The 17287-nt window shown below is 75.6% G+C and carries 11 protein-coding genes and 2 pseudogenes; 12 read left to right on the top strand and 1 reads right to left on the bottom strand.

Annotated elements, in window-relative coordinates:
- Nucleotides 1–181 precede the first annotated feature (181 nt).
- The 3 genes and pseudogenes from AC1VL8_RS01175 to AC1VL8_RS01165 form a co-directional block, all read left to right on the top strand.
- A pseudogene (locus tag AC1VL8_RS01175) lies at nt 182–343 on the top strand (acyltransferase); the annotation flags it as partial.
- A gap of 129 nt (nt 344–472) precedes the next feature.
- Nucleotides 473–1561 carry a glycosyltransferase family 2 protein gene (locus tag AC1VL8_RS01170; protein WP_483073797.1) on the top strand — a complete coding sequence of 363 codons (1089 nt, stop codon included), beginning with the start codon at nt 473–475 and terminating at the stop codon, nt 1559–1561.
- Between the two features lie 136 nt (nt 1562–1697).
- On the top strand, nt 1698–2930 hold the full coding sequence (locus tag AC1VL8_RS01165) for a glycosyltransferase family 2 protein (RefSeq protein WP_483073796.1): 1233 nt from the start codon (nt 1698–1700) through the stop codon (nt 2928–2930).
- A 56-nt stretch (nt 2931–2986) separates the two neighbouring features.
- Here the strand turns inward: AC1VL8_RS01165 and AC1VL8_RS01160 are convergent, their stop codons facing one another.
- Nucleotides 2987–4411 carry an acyltransferase family protein gene (locus AC1VL8_RS01160; protein ID WP_483073795.1) on the bottom strand — a complete coding sequence of 475 codons (1425 nt, stop codon included), beginning with the start codon at nt 4409–4411 and terminating at the stop codon, nt 2987–2989.
- Between the two features lie 340 nt (nt 4412–4751).
- On the opposite strand from AC1VL8_RS01160, the pseudogene mfd reads away from it, so the two are divergent.
- The 9 genes and pseudogenes from mfd to AC1VL8_RS01115 all read left to right on the top strand — a co-directional run bounded on the left by mfd (nt 4752) and on the right by AC1VL8_RS01115 (nt 17036).
- A pseudogene (gene mfd, locus AC1VL8_RS01155) lies at nt 4752–8386 on the top strand (transcription-repair coupling factor).
- A 176-nt stretch (nt 8387–8562) separates the two neighbouring features.
- Nucleotides 8563–9084 (top strand): SurA N-terminal domain-containing protein, encoded by a 522-nt coding sequence (locus tag AC1VL8_RS01150; protein WP_483073794.1) that lies wholly within the window; start codon nt 8563–8565, stop codon nt 9082–9084.
- The gene (locus AC1VL8_RS01145; protein WP_483073793.1) at nt 9036–9782 is read left to right on the top strand and encodes a MazG family protein; all 747 of its coding nucleotides are present in this window, start codon (nt 9036–9038) and stop codon (nt 9780–9782) included. Before AC1VL8_RS01150 ends, AC1VL8_RS01145 begins: the two co-directional genes overlap by 49 nt.
- A gap of 114 nt (nt 9783–9896) precedes the next feature.
- Entirely contained in the window at nt 9897–11459 is a 1563-nt protein-coding gene (locus tag AC1VL8_RS01140) for a Re/Si-specific NAD(P)(+) transhydrogenase subunit alpha (protein WP_483073792.1), read from the top strand.
- Between the two features lies 1 nt (nt 11460).
- Entirely contained in the window at nt 11461–12849 is a 1389-nt protein-coding gene (pntB, locus tag AC1VL8_RS01135) for a Re/Si-specific NAD(P)(+) transhydrogenase subunit beta (protein ID WP_483073791.1), read from the top strand.
- 126 nt (nt 12850–12975) lie between these two features.
- Entirely contained in the window at nt 12976–14256 is a 1281-nt protein-coding gene (gene eno / locus AC1VL8_RS01130) for a phosphopyruvate hydratase (protein ID WP_389231165.1), read from the top strand.
- 177 nt (nt 14257–14433) lie between these two features.
- Nucleotides 14434–15429: a hypothetical protein gene (locus tag AC1VL8_RS01125; protein WP_483073790.1), complete on the top strand. Its 996-nt coding sequence runs from the start codon at nt 14434–14436 to the stop codon at nt 15427–15429.
- Between the two features lie 33 nt (nt 15430–15462).
- Nucleotides 15463–16038 (top strand): DUF501 domain-containing protein, encoded by a 576-nt coding sequence (locus AC1VL8_RS01120; RefSeq protein WP_389231159.1) that lies wholly within the window; start codon nt 15463–15465, stop codon nt 16036–16038.
- Nucleotides 16039–16073: 35 nt separating this feature from the next.
- Nucleotides 16074–17036, top strand: a complete 963-nt coding sequence (locus AC1VL8_RS01115) for a Ppx/GppA phosphatase family protein (RefSeq protein WP_389231156.1) — start codon at nt 16074–16076, stop codon at nt 17034–17036.
- Nucleotides 17037–17287: the final 251 nt, after the last annotated feature.

Here is a 17287-nt window from a genome sequence, read left to right as displayed (position 1 = left end):
CGAGGTGCTCGAGCCCGGGAACCTGCGGATCGCGGGCCGCTGCCACGTCGGGCGCTACTGCCAGATCGACGCGCGCGGCGGCATCGACATCGGGTACGACGTGGTGATCGCGAGCCACGTCCTGCTGGTCACCGCCGACCACGACCTGCGGGACCCGGGCTTCGGCGGCCGGCTCGGTCCGATCACGATCGGCGACCGCGCGTGGCTGGCGAGCCGGTCGACCGTGGTGCGCGGGGTGACGATCGGCGAGGGCGCCGTGGTCGCCGCGGGTGCGGTGGTGACCGAGGACGTGGCGCCGTGGACGATCGTCGGCGGCGTCCCCGCGAAGCCGATCGGCGTGCGACCCCGGGAGCAGACCTACCGGATCGACTACGGGCCCGAGCGCTACTGACCCCCTCGTGCCCCTGGGCGCGGCGCGCGCATCTGTGATCGGCTGGGCCCCGACAGGTGTTCCGCGGACGCTGGGGGCGTCATGGTCGACCCGCACGGATCCACCGGCAGCAGCCACGGCGCCGCCGTCGACGTCTCGGTGGTGATCGCGGCCCGGGACGCCGCCCGCACGCTGCCGGAGCAGCTGGGGGCGCTCGCGGACCAGCGGCCCGCCGCGCGCTGGGAGGTGCTGGTCGCGGACAACGGCTCGACCGACGGCACGCCGGACCTGGTGCGCGCGGCCGCGCGCGAGCACCCGTGGCTGCGGCTGGTCGACGCGTCGGGGACCCGGGGCGCCGGGGCCGCGCGGAACGCCGCCGCCCGGCACGCCCGCGGCGACGCGCTGCTGTTCTGCGACGCGGACGACGTCGTCGGCCCGGGGTGGGTGGACGCGCTGCACGGGGCCCTGCGCGGCGCGGCGCTCGTGGCGGGACGTCTCGAGTGGGCGCTGCTGAACGACCGGTCCGCCCAGCGGTCCCGGGCGCTGCCGCAGGTCGACGGGCTCCAGCACGAGGAGCCGGTCCCCTGGCTCGGGTGCGCGTCGGCCAGCAACCTCGGGGTCCGGCGGGCGCTGTTCGAGCGGCTGGGTGGCTTCGACAGCCGCGCCCGCTACCTGCAGGACACCGACCTGTGCTGGCGCGCCCAGCTCACCGCCGGCGCGGACCTGCTGTTCGTGCCCGACGCGGTGGTGCACATGCGGCTGCGCCGGGGGCTGCGGGGGGCGTGGCGGCAGGGCCGGGGGAGCGGCATGGGGCAGCGGTGGCTGGCGACGCGGTACGCGGGCGTGGCGCGCGAGGCGGGTCCGGCGGCTGCCCCGGGCGGAGCGGTCGAGCCCGGTCCGGCGCTGCGCGGAGCGGTCGGGCCCGGTCCGGCGCTGCGCGGAGCGGTCGGGCCCGGTCCGGCGCTGCGCGGAGCGGTCGGGCCCGGTCCGGCGCCGCGTGGTCGGGCGGGGCGGGTCGTCCGGCGGGCGGCGCACGTCGGCGGCGACCTGCTGCGGGTGCGCTCGTCCGGTGACCTCGCGCGCCTCACCTGGGACACCGGATGGGGCGTGGGGTACGCGCTCGGCGGGCTCGGCGACCCGCCGCCGTTCCGCGCGCACGAGCCCGAGGGTGCGCGCGCCCGGGCGACGTGACGGTCGTCGGGGGTGAACTGCTGCGCCAGCCGGGTGACCCGGGTCGACGCCCGCCCGTCCGGTTTGGGACGATATGGGGTACTCGTCCGTCGACTGCCCCGCGCCGCCGCCGGACCGACCCCGACCGGAGGTGACCGTGCCCGAGCCCGCCGACCGCGCGGACGTCTCCGTCGTGGTCGTCGCCCGCGGCGACGAGCCGGGCCTGGCAGCCGGGGTGTGCTCGGTGCTGACCTCGCTCGACCACGCCGCCCGTCCGAGCGGGGGCGCCGCCCACCCCGGGACCACGTGGCTGCGCGGCGAGCGCCTGCACGGCGAGGTGCTGCTCCTCGTGCGCGACGTGGGCCTGCTGCCCGCCGACCTCCCGGGTGACCCGCGGGTCCGCGTCGTCGCGGCGTCGGGTGCGAGCGGCGGACGGGCCCGGAACCTCGGTGTCGCCGCCGCCCGCGGCCGCTACCTGCTGTTCACCGACCCGGCGTCGCGGGTCCCGCCGACGTGGGTGGCGGTGCTGACCGAGCCACTGCGGACCGGCCACGCGGACCTCGTCGGCGGCCCGGTGCACCTCGCGTCGTCGGCGGCGCGGTCGTGGCTCACGCCCGAGGTCGCCGCGGCCTACCTCGACGTCGTCGCGGACCCGCCCGGCGGCGCGTTCTCCGGCTCGAGCGCGGGTGCGACCCGCGCGGTGCTGGAGGCCGTGGGGTTCGACGAGGACCTCGGCACCCACCGCCTGCCCTACACCGGCGACGTCGTGTTCCGCCGGGACGTCGTCGCCACGGGGCTGCGTGCGGTCGCCGTCGACGGCGCGTCCGTCGAGCGGGTCCTCCCGGAACCCGAGCTGACGCCACGCGCCATGACCGCCCGGGCGCGTGCCCACGGCCGGGGAGCCGCGTACGTCGACCGCCACCTGCGCGACGTCCGGCCCCCGCTCGCCGCGACCCTGCTGCGGCTCGCGGGGCGGGTCGTGCTCGCGTGCGCCCCGGGTCGGGGCGTCGGTGCCCGCCTCGACGCGCACGCCGCCGTCGCGTACCACCGCGAGCTGCTGCGGCTGCGGGGCGCGCCCTACCGCGAGCGACCCCGCTCCGCGGCCGGCGACGTCCCCGGTGGGGCCGGCGCGCCCCGGGCGGCCGCGCCGGCGGTGCTGGTGCCGCGCGACTCCGTGCCGCCGACCGCGCTGCCGCCCGCCGTCGAGCGCCCCGTCGTGCGCGTCGTGGCCCGGGACGACGCCCGGCGCGGGTCGGTGGCGCAGTTCTGGGGTCGGGGGCGGTCCCGCGCGGGCGACGTGCGCGCCGCCGACCTGCGTGCCGCGCAGCCGGCGACCGGTCGCCGCGCGGCGCCGCCCGCGCCGGACCTCCGCGAGCCGACCGCCTCCTGACACCCCGCGGGGTGCCCAACCGTGCGGGTGGTCAACCGCGTGGACGCGTGCCGAGGTCACGCACGCGGCGCGCGCAACGCCACGGTCAGGTCGGTCGGCGGACCGCCGGCGGGCGGGGCGGGGTCCAGGCTCCGGGCGCGGTGCCGCCGCGAGGGGTGACCGGGTGCCGCGGGGCCCAGCTTCTCCGGGCCGCCGACGGCCACGGACACGGGGTGCGCCCGCGCGGCGTCGACCGGTTCGGAGTGCGTCGGCGCAACGGGCGTCGGCGCAGCGGGCGTCGGCGCGACGTGTGTCGGGTGCGCGTCGGTCGGCAGCGCGACGGCGACGGCGTCGACCGGGCCCCACGTGGTGACGCGGCTGCCCGCAGGCACCGCCGGGAACGACCACGCCACCGACAGCGGCCGGCTGTGCGGGGGCCGTCGGGAGCCGGTGGTGCGACCGGTGACGAGCCGCGGGCCGGGCTGGTGCGTCGCGGCCAGGATGCGGGCCCGCGCCGGCAGCTCCACACCGCGCCACAGCGCCAGGGCCAGGACCGCCGACACCACCAGCACCACGGGGATCGTGACCCAGCCGCGCAGGGGGGTGGCGACCAGGACCTTGATGACCAGCTCGTGCAGCAGGTAGAAGCTGAACGACAGCGCCCCGCCCAGCATCACGGCCGGGTGCCGGGCCCAGCCGCTGCGCCCGTCGACGTCGGACCAGGCGCACCGCGCCGCCAGGGGTGCGAACACCAGCGCCAGCACCGCGGTGAGCACCGTCGGGTGCACGTCGAACCGGGCCGCACCCACGATCAGCACGGCGAGGACCGCGAGCAGCGCCGGGGCGGGCACGCGCGGCCGCCAGCCGTCCTGCACGGCCATCGCGGTCACCATGCCGAGCACGAACTCGGGCAGCCGCGCGGGCGGCAGGTGGAACATCAGCGTGATGAGACCCGGCCAGATCAGCCCCAGCACCGGCGGCACGGCGATGGCGGTGAGCGCGACGGCGGCCCGACCTCGGGCCCGGAGCCGGCGCAGGCCCCAGAACATCGCCGGGAACACCGCGTAGAACGCGATCTCGCAGGACAGCGACCAGGCCACGCCGTTCACCGCGAAGACGGACTGGTCGTCCGGCAGCCAGGCCTGCAGGAGGAACGTGCCCGCCAGCAGCGCGACGGGGTCGATGGTCGTCCCGACCACGGCGACGGTGACGACGGCGCCGAGCGCGAAGGCCACCAGGTGGTTCGGCAGGATCCGCGCGACCCGGCGGGTGTAGAACGCCCCGACCGTGACGCCCGGCCGGGCGGTCCAGGTGAGCACGAACCCGGACAGGACGAAGAACAGCCCGACGCCCGTGTAGAACGCGCTGGAGCCGCGCAGCACCTGCAGGTTCCACGAGTTGACGTGGTAGAGCATCACCATCAGCGCGCCGACCGCCCGCAGCCCGTTGAGGCTCCAGAGCACGGCGACGGCAGGCGCGTCGTCTCGGTCGGTGCGCAGCATCGGCTCCCCTGGGTCGGTGTCGGGCGTCGTCGGCCGGTGCGGTCGGCGGGTACCCGGCCGCGCGTGAGCGGGGCGGTGGCGGATTCGCCGCTCCGCAAATTAGGACAAACGGTGCAGATCGTGTCAAGACGCGTCGCCCGGATGCGTCAAGACGCGTCGCCCGGATGCGTCAAGACGCGTCGCCCAGATGCGTCAAGACGCGTCGCCCGGTTGCGTCACGACGCGTCGCCCGGAGGCGGCACGCGCGCGTGTCGGTGGCCGCTCGTACAGTGGTGTCCTCACCCCGGGTCCAGTGGATCCGGGGTTCTCGTGCTGTGCGCCGCTGAGGCGGAAGGAACCCATGAACGTCGCCGGTCTGCTCCCCGTCCTGCTCACCGACCCCGCGGTCGCCCGCGCGGTCGAGCTCGTCGTGTCCCGCGGCGAGGTCGACGTGGTCGGACCGGCCGGCATCCGGCCGCCGTTGCTGGCCGCGCTCGCGGGCGCGGGTGCGGGGCCGGAGGGCTCCCGCCGGGGCCGGCCGCTCGTCGTCGTGACCGCCACGGGCCGGGACGCCGACGAGGCCGCCGCCGCGCTGCGCTGCTACCTGCCCGACGACGACGTCGCCGTGCTGCCGTCGTGGGAGACGCTGCCGCACGAGCGGCTGTCCCCCGCAGCGACACGGTCGCGCGCCGCCTGGCCGTGTTCCGGCGCCTCGCCCACCCGGAGCCCGAGCCCGGTCACGCGGGGCCCGTCCGCGTGCTGGTGCTGCCGGTGCGCGCGCTGCTGCAGCCGGTCGTCGAGGGTCTCGGCGAGCTGGAGCCCGTGTCCCTGTCCGTCGGCGACCGCGCGGACCTGTCGGAGGTCGCCGAGCGACTGGTCGGCGCCGCGTACAGCCGGGTCGACATGGTCGAGCGGCGTGGTGAGTTCGCGGTCCGCGGCGGCATCCTCGACGTGTTCCCGCCGACCGAGGACCACCCGCTGCGCATCGAGTTCTGGGGCGAGGACGTCGAGGAGATCCGCTGGTTCTCCGTCGCCGACCAGCGCAGCCTCGAGGTCGCGGGCCACGGCCTGTGGGCGCCGCCGTGCCGGGAGATCCTGCTGACCGACGCCGTGCGGGAGCGCGCCGCGTCGCTCGTGGACCGGCTGCCGGGCGCCGTCGAGATGCTCGACAAGCTCGCGCAGGGCATCGCCGTGGAGGGCATGGAGTCGCTGGCCCCGGTGCTGGTCGAGCGGATGGTCCCGGTGCTGGACCTGGTCCCCGACGACGCGCTGCTGGTGCTGGCCGACCCCGAGCGGGTCCGTCGTCGCGCGCACGACCTGGTCGCGACGACCGAGGAGTTCCTGCAGGCCGCGTGGACGTCCGCCGCGGCCGGTGCGGCGACCCCGCTCGACCTGTCGGGCGCGTCGTTCGCGTCGTTCGCGGAGGTCCGGGCCCTCGCCGCCGTGCGCGGCCTGGGCTGGTGGACGCTCAGCCCGTTCACCCTGGACGCGGACGCCACCGAGGGCGAGACGCCCGCGGCGGACGACGTGCGGGTCGCGGACGGCGTCGAGACCCTGGTGGTCCGGGCGCGCGAGGTCGAGCGCTACCGCGGCGAGGTGGACCGCGCGGTCGCCGACGTCCGCCGCCTGCAGCAGGACGGCTGGCGGCTGGTCCTGGCGACGGAGGGCCACGGACCCGCGCAGCGGATGACCGAGCAGCTGCGCGCGGCCGAGGTCCCCGCGCGCCTGGTCGCGGCCCTGGACGGCGAGCCCGAGGGCGGCGTCGTCCTGGTGACGCCCGCGCAGGTCGGCCCGGGGTTCGTCGCCGAGGAGCTGCGCCTCGCGGTGTTCTCCGAGACCGACCTCACCGGCCGGCCGGGCTCGTCGACGCGCGACATGCGCAAGATGCCGAGCCGCCGGCGCAACGTCGTCGACCCGCTGCAGCTGCGGCCGGGGGACTTCGTCGTGCACGAGCAGCACGGCGTCGGCCGGTTCGTCGAGCTCGTGTCCCGGACGATCGGCACCGGCGCGGCCGCCGCCACCCGCGAGTACATGGTCGTGGAGTACGCGTCGTCCAAGCGGGGCCAGCCGGGCGACCGGCTGTTCGTGCCGACCGACCAGCTCGACCAGATCACCAAGTACGTCGGCGGCGAGGCGCCCAGCCTGAACAAGATGGGCGGCTCCGACTGGGCGAAGACGAAGGGCCGCGCCCGCAAGGCGGTCAAGGAGATCGCGGGCGAGCTCATCCGGCTGTACAGCGCGCGGATGGCGACGTCCGGTCACGCGTTCGGCCCGGACACCCCGTGGCAGCGCGAGCTCGAGGACGCGTTCGCGTACGTCGAGACCCCGGACCAGCTCGCCACCATCGACGAGGTCAAGCGGGACATGGAGAAGCCGATCCCGATGGACCGGCTGATCTGCGGCGACGTCGGCTACGGCAAGACGGAGATCGCGGTGCGCGCGGCGTTCAAGGCCGTGCAGGACGGCAAGCAGGTCGCCGTGCTGGTGCCGACGACGCTGCTGGTCCAGCAGCACCTCGACACGTTCGCCGAGCGGTACGCCGGGTTCCCGGTGACCGTGAAGGCGCTGTCGCGGTTCAACACCAAGGCGGAGTCGCAGGCCGTCGTCGACGGGCTCAAGGACGGCAGCGTCGACGTCGTGATCGGCACGCACCGCCTCATCACCGGGGAGATCCACTTCAAGGACCTGGGCCTGGTCATCATCGACGAGGAGCAGCGGTTCGGCGTCGAGCACAAGGAGACGCTCAAGGCCCTGCGCACCAACGTCGACGTGCTCGCGATGAGCGCCACCCCGATCCCGCGCACCCTGGAGATGGCGGTGACGGGCATCCGCGAGATGTCGACGCTCGCCACCCCGCCGGAGGAGCGGCACCCGGTGCTGACGTTCGTCGGCGCCTGGGAGGAGAAGCAGATCTCCGCGGCGATCCGGCGCGAGCTGCTGCGCGAGGGCCAGGTGTTCTACGTGCACAACAAGGTCGAGTCGATCGAACGCACCGCGGCCCGGCTCAACGAGCTGGTCCCCGAGGCCCGGATCGCGGTGGCCCACGGCAAGATGGGCGAGCACCAGCTGGAGCAGGTGATCGTCGACTTCTGGGAGAAGCGGTTCGACGTCCTGGTCTGCACGACGATCGTCGAGACCGGCCTGGACATCTCGAACGCGAACACCCTGATCCTCGAGCGAGCCGACCGGCTCGGGCTGTCCCAGCTGCACCAGCTGCGCGGGCGCGTCGGCCGTGGCCGGGAGCGGGCGTACGCGTACTTCCTGTACCCGCCGGAGAAGCCGCTCACCGAGACCGCCCACGACCGGCTGCAGACCATCGCCGCGCACACCGACCTCGGCGCGGGCATGGCGGTCGCGATGAAGGACCTCGAGATCCGCGGCGCCGGCAACATGCTCGGCGGCGAGCAGTCCGGGCACATCGAGGGCGTCGGGTTCGACCTGTACATCCGGATGGTCGGGGAGGCCGTCGCGTCCTACCGCGGCGACCAGCCGGAGGAGCTGCCGGACGTCACGGTCGAGATGCCCGTCGACGCGCACATCCCGCACGACTACATCGCGCACGAGCGGCTGCGCCTCGAGGCGTACCGCAAGCTCGCGGCCGCCGCGGACGAGGCGACGCTGCAGGAGATCTCCGCCGAGCTCGTCGACCGGTACGGCGCGATCCCGGAGCCGGTGACGAACCTGTTCGCGGTCGCCCGGTTCCGCCTGCACGCCCGCGCGGCGGGGCTCACGGACGTCACCGCGCAGGGCAAGTTCGTGCGGTTCGCGCCGGTGGAGCTGCCCGAGTCCGCGCAGCTGCGGCTCAAGCGGCTGTACCCGGGCTCGGTGCTCAAGCCCGCGCTGCGCACCGTGCTGGTCCCGTTCCCGACGACCGCGCGCATCGGCGGCAAGCCCCTGCACGGCGAGGCGGTGCTCACGTGGGCGCGGGAGCTCATCGACGCGGTCGTCCGCGGCGACGTCGCGGCGGCCGCCTCGGTCGGCACCACCTCCCGCTGACCCCGCGCCGACTCGACGAGAGGTCACGACACGCGGGTGCGCGGGGGCCGCGGCTCGCGTGTCGTGACCTCTCGTCGGCGGGCAGGCGGGGCGCGGGGCCTACGATGTCGGCGGCGGGCGAGGGTGCGACCAGAGAGAGTGAGCGTGCGGTGACGCGGAAGTCCTACCGGCGGGCGGTGCCCGTGATCGGAGCCCTGGCGGTGGTCGCGTCGCTCGCGGCGTGCAGCGGTGGCCAGCCCGGCGCTGCGGCGGTCGTCGGCGACCGGGTCGTGCGGGTGTCCGACGTCGACACCGCGACCCGCGAGCTCACCGACGTGCTCCAGGGCGTGACCGCGCCCGCGGTCGTGGGCGTCCTGGTGCAGGAGCCGGTCGTCGTGGAGCAGGCCGCCGACGCGGGCCTCGGCGTCTCCGAGGAGCAGGCGCGCGACGCGCTGGCGCAGCAGGCCGAGCAGGCGGGCGCGGGCAGCGACCTGACGTTCTCCGCCCCCTCGGTCGCCGTGATGCGCTACGTCCTCGCGTTCGGTGCGCTGCAGCAGTCCGCCGACGAGGCGCGGCTCACGGACCTGCGGGACCGGCTGACCGACCTCGACGTCACGGTCAGCCCCCGGTACGGCTCCGCCGAGGCGCTCGGCACGCCGGCGACGTACCCGTGGCTCGTGCCGACGGCGACCTCGACGGCGACGCCCGACGCCCCGTGACCGACCCGGCACCGGACGGCGACCCGCTGCGGCGTCTCGTCGCGGTGATGGACCGGCTCCGGTCCCCGGGCGGCTGCCCGTGGGACGCGGAGCAGACCCACGCGAGCCTGGTGCCGTACGTGCTGGAGGAGGCCTACGAGGTCGCCGACGCCGTGGAGCGCGGCGACCGGGCGCACCTGCGCGAGGAGCTCGGCGACCTGCTGCTGCAGGTCGTCTTCCACGCGCGGATCGCGCAGGAGGACCCCGACGACCCCTGGGGCGTCGACGAGGTCGCGGACGACCTGGTCGAAAAGCTGGTGCGCCGGCACCCGCACGTGTTCGCCGCCCCCGAGGACGATGCGGAGCGGGTCGTCGACGCCGACGGCGTGAACCGGCAGTGGGACCGGATCAAGGGCGAGGAGAAGGGCCGCGCGTCGGTCCTCGACGGCGTGCCGCTGGCCCTCGGGGCGCTCGCGCGGGCCCAGAAGATCGCGGGCCGGGCGGAGCGCGCGGGCCTGACAGCCACGACGCCGGCCCCCGCCCCGGCCGCACCTCTGCCCGCCGCCCCCGTCCCGACCCCCGGCACCGACCTCGGCCCCCGCCTGCTCGCCCTCGTCCTCGAGGCGCGCGCCGCCGGGCTCGACGCGGAGGGCGAGCTCCGCCGGACGGCCGCGGGGTGGGAGTCCGACCTGCGCGCCGCCGAGGTCCGGCCCGCCTGAGCCCTAGGTCCGGGACGCGCGCGTCGGGGCTGGAGCAGGATGGCTGCGGGCCGCGCCTGTCGCGGCCCGCCGTGCGCGCCCCCGCGCGCACCCCGACACGACGAGGAGGGGTCGATGCGGATCGGCGTCCCGAAGGAGAGCCGGCCGGGCGAGCGCCTGGTCGCCGCGACGCCGGCCACGGTCGCGCAGCTCGCGAAGCTGGGCTACGAGGTGGTCGTCGAGCACGGCGCGGGCGAGGGCGCGAGCTTCCCCGACGACGCCTACGCGCAGGCCGGTGCCGCCCTGGGCGATGCCGCCCAGGTGTGGGCGAGCGACGTCGTCACCGCGGTGAACGCCCCCACCGACGCCGAGGTCGCCGCGCTGACGCCGGGCGCCACGCTGGTCGCGATGCTCGCGCCGGCGGCGCACCCCGAGCGGGTCGAGGCCTACGCCGCGCGCGGGGTGACGACGCTGTCGCTCGACGCGGTGCCGCGCATCTCCCGGGCGCAGGCGCTCGACGTGCTGAGCACGATGTCGAACGTCGCGGGCTACCGCGGGGTGATCGAGGCCGCCGAGGAGTTCGGCGGCATGTTCACCGGCCAGGTGACCGCCGCGGGCAAGACGCCGCCGGCCACGGTCTTCGTGATCGGCGCCGGCGTCGCGGGGCTCGCGGCGATCGGTGCGGCGGGCAGCCTCGGCGCGCAGGTCCGGGCGTACGACGTGCGGCCCGAGGTCGGCGAGCAGATCGAGTCGATGGGTGCCACGTTCGTCCAGGCGCGCGAGGCCCAGCAGGAGGTCAGCGCCGACGGCTACGCCAGCGAGCTGACCGAGGAGCAGGCGCGGCTGACCGCCGAGATGTACGCGGCCGAGTCGGCCCGCGCGGACATCGTCATCACGACCGCGCTGGTCCGCGGCCAGGCGCCGCGCACGATCACCGCGGAGATGGTGGCGGGCATGCGGCCCGGCAGCGTCGTCGTCGACCTCGCGGCGTCCGGCGGCGGCAACTGCGAGCTGACCGTCCCGGGGGAGAAGGTCGTCACCCCGAACGGCGTCACGGTCATCGGGTACACCGACCTCACCAGCCGGATGGCGCGGCACACGTCGCAGCTGTTCGGCACCAACGTGGTCAACCTGCTGAAGCTGCTCACGCCCGGCAAGGACGGCGCGCTCGTCCTCGACCTGGACGACGTGGTGCAGCGCGGCATGACCGTGACCCGCGCCGGCGAGGTGCTGTGGCCGCCGCCGCCCGTGCAGGTCTCCGCCGCCGCGACCGCCCCGGCCACGCCCGTCGCGGCGCCGGTCGACCCGGCGGAGCGCGCCCGCGCCGCCCGCGAGGAGGCCGCCCGCAAGGGCCGCCGCCAGCTGGTGGGGCTCGCGCTCGGCGCCGTGCTGCTCGCCCTGGCGATGACGTTCTCGCCCGCCGCGTTCCTCGGGCACTTCACCGTGTTCGTGCTGGCGGTGTTCGTCGGCTACTACGTGATCTCGAACGTCAGCCACTCGCTGCACACGCCGCTCATGGCCCAGACCAACGCCATCTCCGGGATCATCCTGGTCGGCGCGCTGCTGCAGATCGGCAGCGACAGCTGGGCGGTCACGGCGCTCGCGGTCGCCGCGGCCACCGTGGCGTCCATCAACATCTTCGGCGGGTTCCTCGTCGCGTTCCGCATGATCGGGATGTTCCGGAAGGAGGAGGCCTGAGATGCTCACCTCCGCAGTGCAGGGCGTCTACCTGGTCGCCGCCGTCTTCTTCGTCCTGAGCCTCGCGGGGCTGTCGAAGCAGGAGACCGCCCGTCGGGGCAACGCGCTCGGCATGGCCGGGATGGGGCTGGCGCTCGCCGCCACCGTCGTGCTCGCCGTCGACCGCAGCGAGCGGGACCCGCTCGTCACGATGCTGCTGATCGCCCTCGTGCTCGTCGTCGGGATCAGCGTCGGCACGTGGCGCGCCCGCAGCGTCGAGATGACGCAGATGCCCGAGATGATCGCGATCCTGCACAGCTTCGTCGGCATCGCCGCCGTGCTGGTCGGGGTGAACTCCTACCTGACCGAGGCGCACGCGGACGCGGTGCACCTGGTCGAGGTGTTCCTCGGGGTGCTGATCGGCGCGGTGACGTTCACCGGCTCGGTCGTCGCGTACCTCAAGCTGTCGGCGCGGATCCGGTCCGCCCCGCTGACCCTGCCGGGGCGCAACCTGCTCAACCTGGGCGCGCTCGTGGTGTCGGGCGGGCTGATGGCGTGGTTCCTCGCGAGCCCGTCGCTGGTCCCGCTGCTGCTCATGACCGTCGTGGCGCTCGCGCTCGGCTGGCACCTGGTCGCCGCGATCGGCGGCGGCGACATGCCCGTCGTGGTCTCGATGCTGAACTCGTACTCCGGCTGGGCCGCGGCCGCCGCGGGCTTCATGCTGAGCAACGACCTGCTCATCATCACCGGCGCCCTCGTCGGGTCCTCCGGCGCGATCCTGTCGTACATCATGTGCCGCGCGATGAACCGGTCGTTCGTCAGCGTGATCCTCGGCGGCTTCGGCTCCGAGGGCGGGACGGTCGCCGCCGCGTCCGACGCCGAGCACGGGGAGCACACCGAGATCACCGCCCCGGAGGTCGCGGAGCTGCTCAAGGAGGCCCGCAGCGTCGTCATCACCCCGGGCTACGGCATGGCGGTGGCGAAGGCGCAGTACCCCGTCGCGGAGCTGGTCAGCCGGCTGCGCGCGCAGGGCGTCGACGTGCGGTTCGGCGTGCACCCGGTCGCCGGGCGGCTGCCCGGTCACATGAACGTGCTGCTCGCCGAGGCCAAGGTGCCGTACGACATCGTCCTCGAGATGGACGAGATCAACGACGACCTGCCCGGCACGGACGTCGTCCTCGTCATCGGCGCGAACGACACCGTGAACCCCGCCGCGCTGGACGACCCGTCGTCCCCGATCGCCGGCATGCCGGTGCTCGAGGTGTGGCGTGCGCACCAGGTGATCGTGTTCAAGCGGTCGATGGCCACGGGCTACGCCGGCGTGCAGAACCCGCTGTTCTTCCGCGAGAACACGGCGATGCTGTTCGGCGACGCCAAGGACCAGGTCGAGCGGATCGTCCAGGCGCTCTGACCTGCGCACCGGCGGCCGGCACCGGCCGTTCACGGCCCCGTTGCCAAAGGTCCCACCGCCCCGTCCGGCGGACGGCACTAGGCTGAGGTCGTATCACCCCCACCCGTCTTCGTCGAAGGAGTACGCATGGCCAGCATCGAGGCCGTCGGCGCCCGCGAGATCCTTGATTCCCGCGGCAACCCCACTGTCGAGGTCGAGGTCGCCCTCGACGACGGCACGATCGCCCGCGCGGGCGTGCCCTCGGGTGCCTCGACCGGCGCGTTCGAGGCCGTCGAGCGTCGTGACGGCGACAAGGGCCGTTACCTGGGCAAGGGCGTCGAGGACGCGGTCAACGCCGTCATCGACGAGATCGCCCCCGAGCTGATCGGCTTCGAGGCCTCGGAGCAGCGCCTGGTCGACCAGGCCCTGATCGAGCTCGACGGCACCGCCAACAAGGGCAAGCTCGGCGCGAACGCCATCCTCGGCGTCTCGCTCGCCGTGGCGAAGGCCGCCGCCGACTCGGCCGACCTGCCGCTGTTCCGCTACGTGGGCGGCCCGAACGCCCACGTCCTGCCGGTCCCGATGATGAACATCCTCAACGGTGGCTCGCACGCGGACTCGAACGTGGACATCCAGGAGTTCATGGTCGCCCCCATCGGCGCCCCGACCTTCCGTGAGGCGCTGCGCACCGGCGCCGAGGTCTACCACTCCCTCAAGTCCGTGCTGAAGAGCAAGGGCCTGTCGACCGGTCTCGGCGACGAGGGCGGCTTCGCGCCGAACCTCGAGTCGAACCGCGCCGCGCTGGACCTGATCCTCGTCGCGATCGAGAAGGCCGGCTTCGTCCCGGGCAAGGACGTGGGCCTCGCGCTCGACGTCGCCGCCACGGAGTTCTTCAAGGACGGCGCGTACCAGTTCGAGGGCAAGGCCACCTCGCCCGCCGAGATGATCGCGTTCTACGAGCAGCTCGTCGCGGACTACCCGCTGGTGTCCATCGAGGACCCGCTGTCCGAGGACGAGTGGGGCACCTGGTCCGAGCTCGTCACCAAGGTCGGCGACAAGGTGCAGATCGTCGGCGACGACCTGTTCGTCACCAACCCGGAGCGCCTGGCCAAGGGCATCGAGCTCAAGGCCGCGAACTCCCTGCTGGTCAAGCTGAACCAGATCGGCACCCTGACCGAGACGCTGGACGCCGTGACCCTGGCCCAGCGCAACGGCTTCACCACGATGACCTCGCACCGCTCCGGCGAGACCGAGGACGTCACGATCGCCGACCTGTCCGTCGCGACCAACGCCGGCCAGATCAAGACCGGTGCGCCGGCCCGTGGCGAGCGCATCAACAAGTACAACCAGCTGCTCCGCATCGAGGAGGAGCTGGACGACGCCGGCCGTTACGCCGGCGCGTCCGCCTTCCCGCGCTGGAAGGCCTGAGCACCCCGGCTCTCGCAGCCGCTGCTCCACCGGAGGCCGGTGACCCCACGGGGTCGCCGGCCTCCGGCGCGTCCGGGGGGTCGCCGGGCCGTCGCGTGTGCGGATCGTGTGTGGGGAGACGGACACGGCCCGGCGACCTGCGGCCCGGCGCGGCCCGCGCGGGGCACAATCGACCTCATGCCCGCCCCTCGTCGTCCCGCCGCGCCGCGACCCGGCGCCGCGTCCGACGACGACGCGCGGCGCGGCGACCCGGGGGGCAGCCCGGCGGCCCGACCCGTGTCCCGCCCAGCACCGCGGACCTCGGGCGTCCCGCGCTCGCCCGCGCCCAGCCCGCGGACCCCGGCCCGGACGTCGGCGCCCGCCCGCACCCCCGCGCCGACCCGCACGCCCGCGCCGACCCGCACGGGCGAGGTCGCGCCGGCCGCGGGACGGGGCCCCGGCGCCCGGACCGGTGCCCCCCAGCAGTCCGTCCCGCGCCCCGCGACCCCGCGCCCCGCCGCGTCGCGCGCCCGGTCCGCACCGTCGTCGACCCCCCGGACCGCGAGCCGGCCCGGGAGCTCCCGTCCGGGCGAGCGGGGCGGCGGCTCGGGCGACCGGCGGCCCGGTCGTGCGGAGACCGTCCAGCAGCGGCTCCCGCGCCTGTTCACGATCCGGGCGCTGGTGATGTTCGTCGTGCTGTCGATCGCGTTCGTGCTGGTGTTCCCGACGCTGCGGCAGTACCTCGACCAGCAGGTGCAGCTCGAGCAGCTGCGCGCCGAGGTCGCGACCGCCGAGCAGCGCAACGAGGACCTGCGGGCGAGCTCGACCGGTGGTCCGACCCCGCGTACGTGGAGGCGCAGGCCCGGGAGCGCCTGGCGTTCGTCATGCCGGGGGAGCGGGCGCTGCGCGTCGCGGACCCGGAGGTCGTCCCGGACACCACCGGGACCGACGCCCCGCTCGGGCCGACGCCGGTGGAACCGGCCGACCCCGACCCGCCCCTGGTACGCCCAGCTCTGGGACTCGGTGCAGGTCGCGGGCGTCGCCGGGACGGGCACGACCGACCCGACGGCGCCGACCGGCGAGGGCACGACGCCGACGGGAGAGGGCACGACGCCGGCGGGAGAGGGCACCGCGCCGACGGGCGACAATGGGACCGCGCCCGCGACCGACGGGTCCACGGCGCCCACCCCCTGACGCCTCCCGCGCGCCCCGACCCCGAGGACCACCGTGACCGACCTGCCCACCAGCCCGGCGACCCCGACCCCGGCCGGCGGCCCGCCCGACCCGGCCGAGGTCCCCCGGGCGCGGCACGACGCCCCGGGGGTCACCGACGAGGACCGCGCCGTCCTGCGTGAGCAGCTGGGTCGTCCGGCGCGCGGTGTCGTCGGCGTCGCGGCCCGGTGCGCCTGCGGCCGGCCGCTGGTGGTGCGCACCGCGCCGCGGCTGGACGACGGCACGCCGTTCCCGACGACGTACTACCTGACCTGCCCGCCGGCGGTCGGTGCGGTCAGCACCCTCGAGGCGACCGGGCTGATGAAGGAGCTCACGGCCTGGGTGCAGGACGTCCCCGAGGTCGCCGCCGCGTACCAGCGCGCGCACGAGGCGTACCTCGCCGACCGTGCCGAGCTCGGTGACGTGCCGGAGATCGCGGGCATCTCGGCCGGCGGGATGCCGACCCGGGTGAAGTGCCTGCACGTCGTGGTGGGGCACGCGCTCGCCGCGGGCCCGGGGGTGAACCCGGTGGGCGACGCCGTGCTGCTGCGCCTGCGCGACGCGTGGCGTCCCGACCGCTGCACCTGCTGACCGCGCCGCCCCGTCGGGGTGGGAGGATGTCCGGCGTGACTCGTGTGGCTGCCATCGACTGCGGGACCAACTCCATCCGGCTCCTGGTGGCCGACGTCGACCCGGACGCCGGGACGCTGACGGACCTCGACCGCCGCATGGAGGTCGTGCGGCTCGGCCAGGGCGTCGACCGCACCGGCCGGATCGCCCCCGAGGCGATGGCGCGCACCCTGGACGCCACCCGGCGGTACGCCGCGATCTGCCGCGAGCTCGGCGTCGAGGCCGTCCGGTTCGTCGCCACGTCCGCGTCCCGGGACGCGGAGAACCGGGACGAGTTCGTGGCGGGGGTCCGTGAGGCGCTGGGCGTCGAGCCCGAGGTGATCGGTGGGGTCGAGGAGGCGCAGCTGTCGTTCCGCGGGGCGACGGGCGTGCTCGGCGCGGACCACCGTGCGCCGTACCTGGTGGTCGACCTGGGCGGCGGCTCGACGGAGGTCGTGCTCGGCGAGCTCACCCCCGAGGCCGCGTACTCGATGGACGTCGGCTGCGTGCGGATCACCGAGCGGCACCTGCGGTCCGACCCGCCGACGGCCGACGAGGTCGCGGCGGCGGAGGCGGACGTCCGGGCCGCGCTCGACGTCGCCGCGCAGCACGTCCCGCTCGGCCGGGCGGCGACGCTCGTCGGCCTGGCGGGGACGGTCACCACCGTCACCGCGCACGCCCTGGACCTGCCCGCCTACGACCCCGCGGCCATCGACGGCGCGGTGCTGCCGGTCGACGCCGTGGTCGCGGCCTGCGACGACCTGCTGACCCGCGACCGGGAGTCGCGCGCCGCGCTCGGGTTCATGCACCCGGGTCGGGTCGACGTGATCGGCGCCGGCGCGCTGGTGTGGCGCGCGGTCGTGGAGCGGGTGCGCGCCGAGGTCGCGGCCGCGGGCGGCGAGCTGACCGAGGTCGTCACCTCGGAGCACGACATCCTCGACGGCATCGCCTGGAGCGTCGCGGAGCGCCTGGCCCGCTGACGCCGCGCCCCTGGAGGGGGCGGCCGTGTTGTCGTCGGGGGTCCGTCGGTGTCCGCTGGGCCGACCGGGGGATCTGCCACATCCGCACTACCGAGTTCAGCCCGGTACTGCGCACTCTGTACTACCGTGTCTCCTGCGGGAGCCGAGGAGGGTCGGCTCCCGCGCCGGACGACGGTGCCGCGACCGACAGGGGGCCGGTCGCGGCGCCGGGATCCGCGGCCCGATCGGCCGCTCGAGGAGGAGGGGAGACG

The organism is Cellulomonas sp. KU4C (assembly GCF_056868065.1).
The sequence above is the reverse complement of the archived record's forward strand: the minus strand, read 5'-3'. Positions and strand labels throughout refer to the sequence as shown.

Excerpts from the sequence above, each read along its gene's own strand:
- AC1VL8_RS01170 (WP_483073797.1), top strand. The coding sequence starts at position 473 with ATGGTCGACCCGCACGGATCCACCGGCAGCAGCCACGGCGCCGCCGTC.
- AC1VL8_RS01160 (WP_483073795.1), bottom strand. The coding sequence starts at position 4,411 with ATGCTGCGCACCGACCGAGACGACGCGCCTGCCGTCGCCGTGCTCTGG.
- AC1VL8_RS01140 (WP_483073792.1), top strand. The coding sequence starts at position 9,897 with ATGCGGATCGGCGTCCCGAAGGAGAGCCGGCCGGGCGAGCGCCTGGTC.
- pntB (WP_483073791.1), top strand. The coding sequence starts at position 11,461 with ATGCTCACCTCCGCAGTGCAGGGCGTCTACCTGGTCGCCGCCGTCTTC.
- eno (WP_389231165.1), top strand. The coding sequence starts at position 12,976 with ATGGCCAGCATCGAGGCCGTCGGCGCCCGCGAGATCCTTGATTCCCGC.
- AC1VL8_RS01125 (WP_483073790.1), top strand. The coding sequence starts at position 14,434 with ATGCCCGCCCCTCGTCGTCCCGCCGCGCCGCGACCCGGCGCCGCGTCC.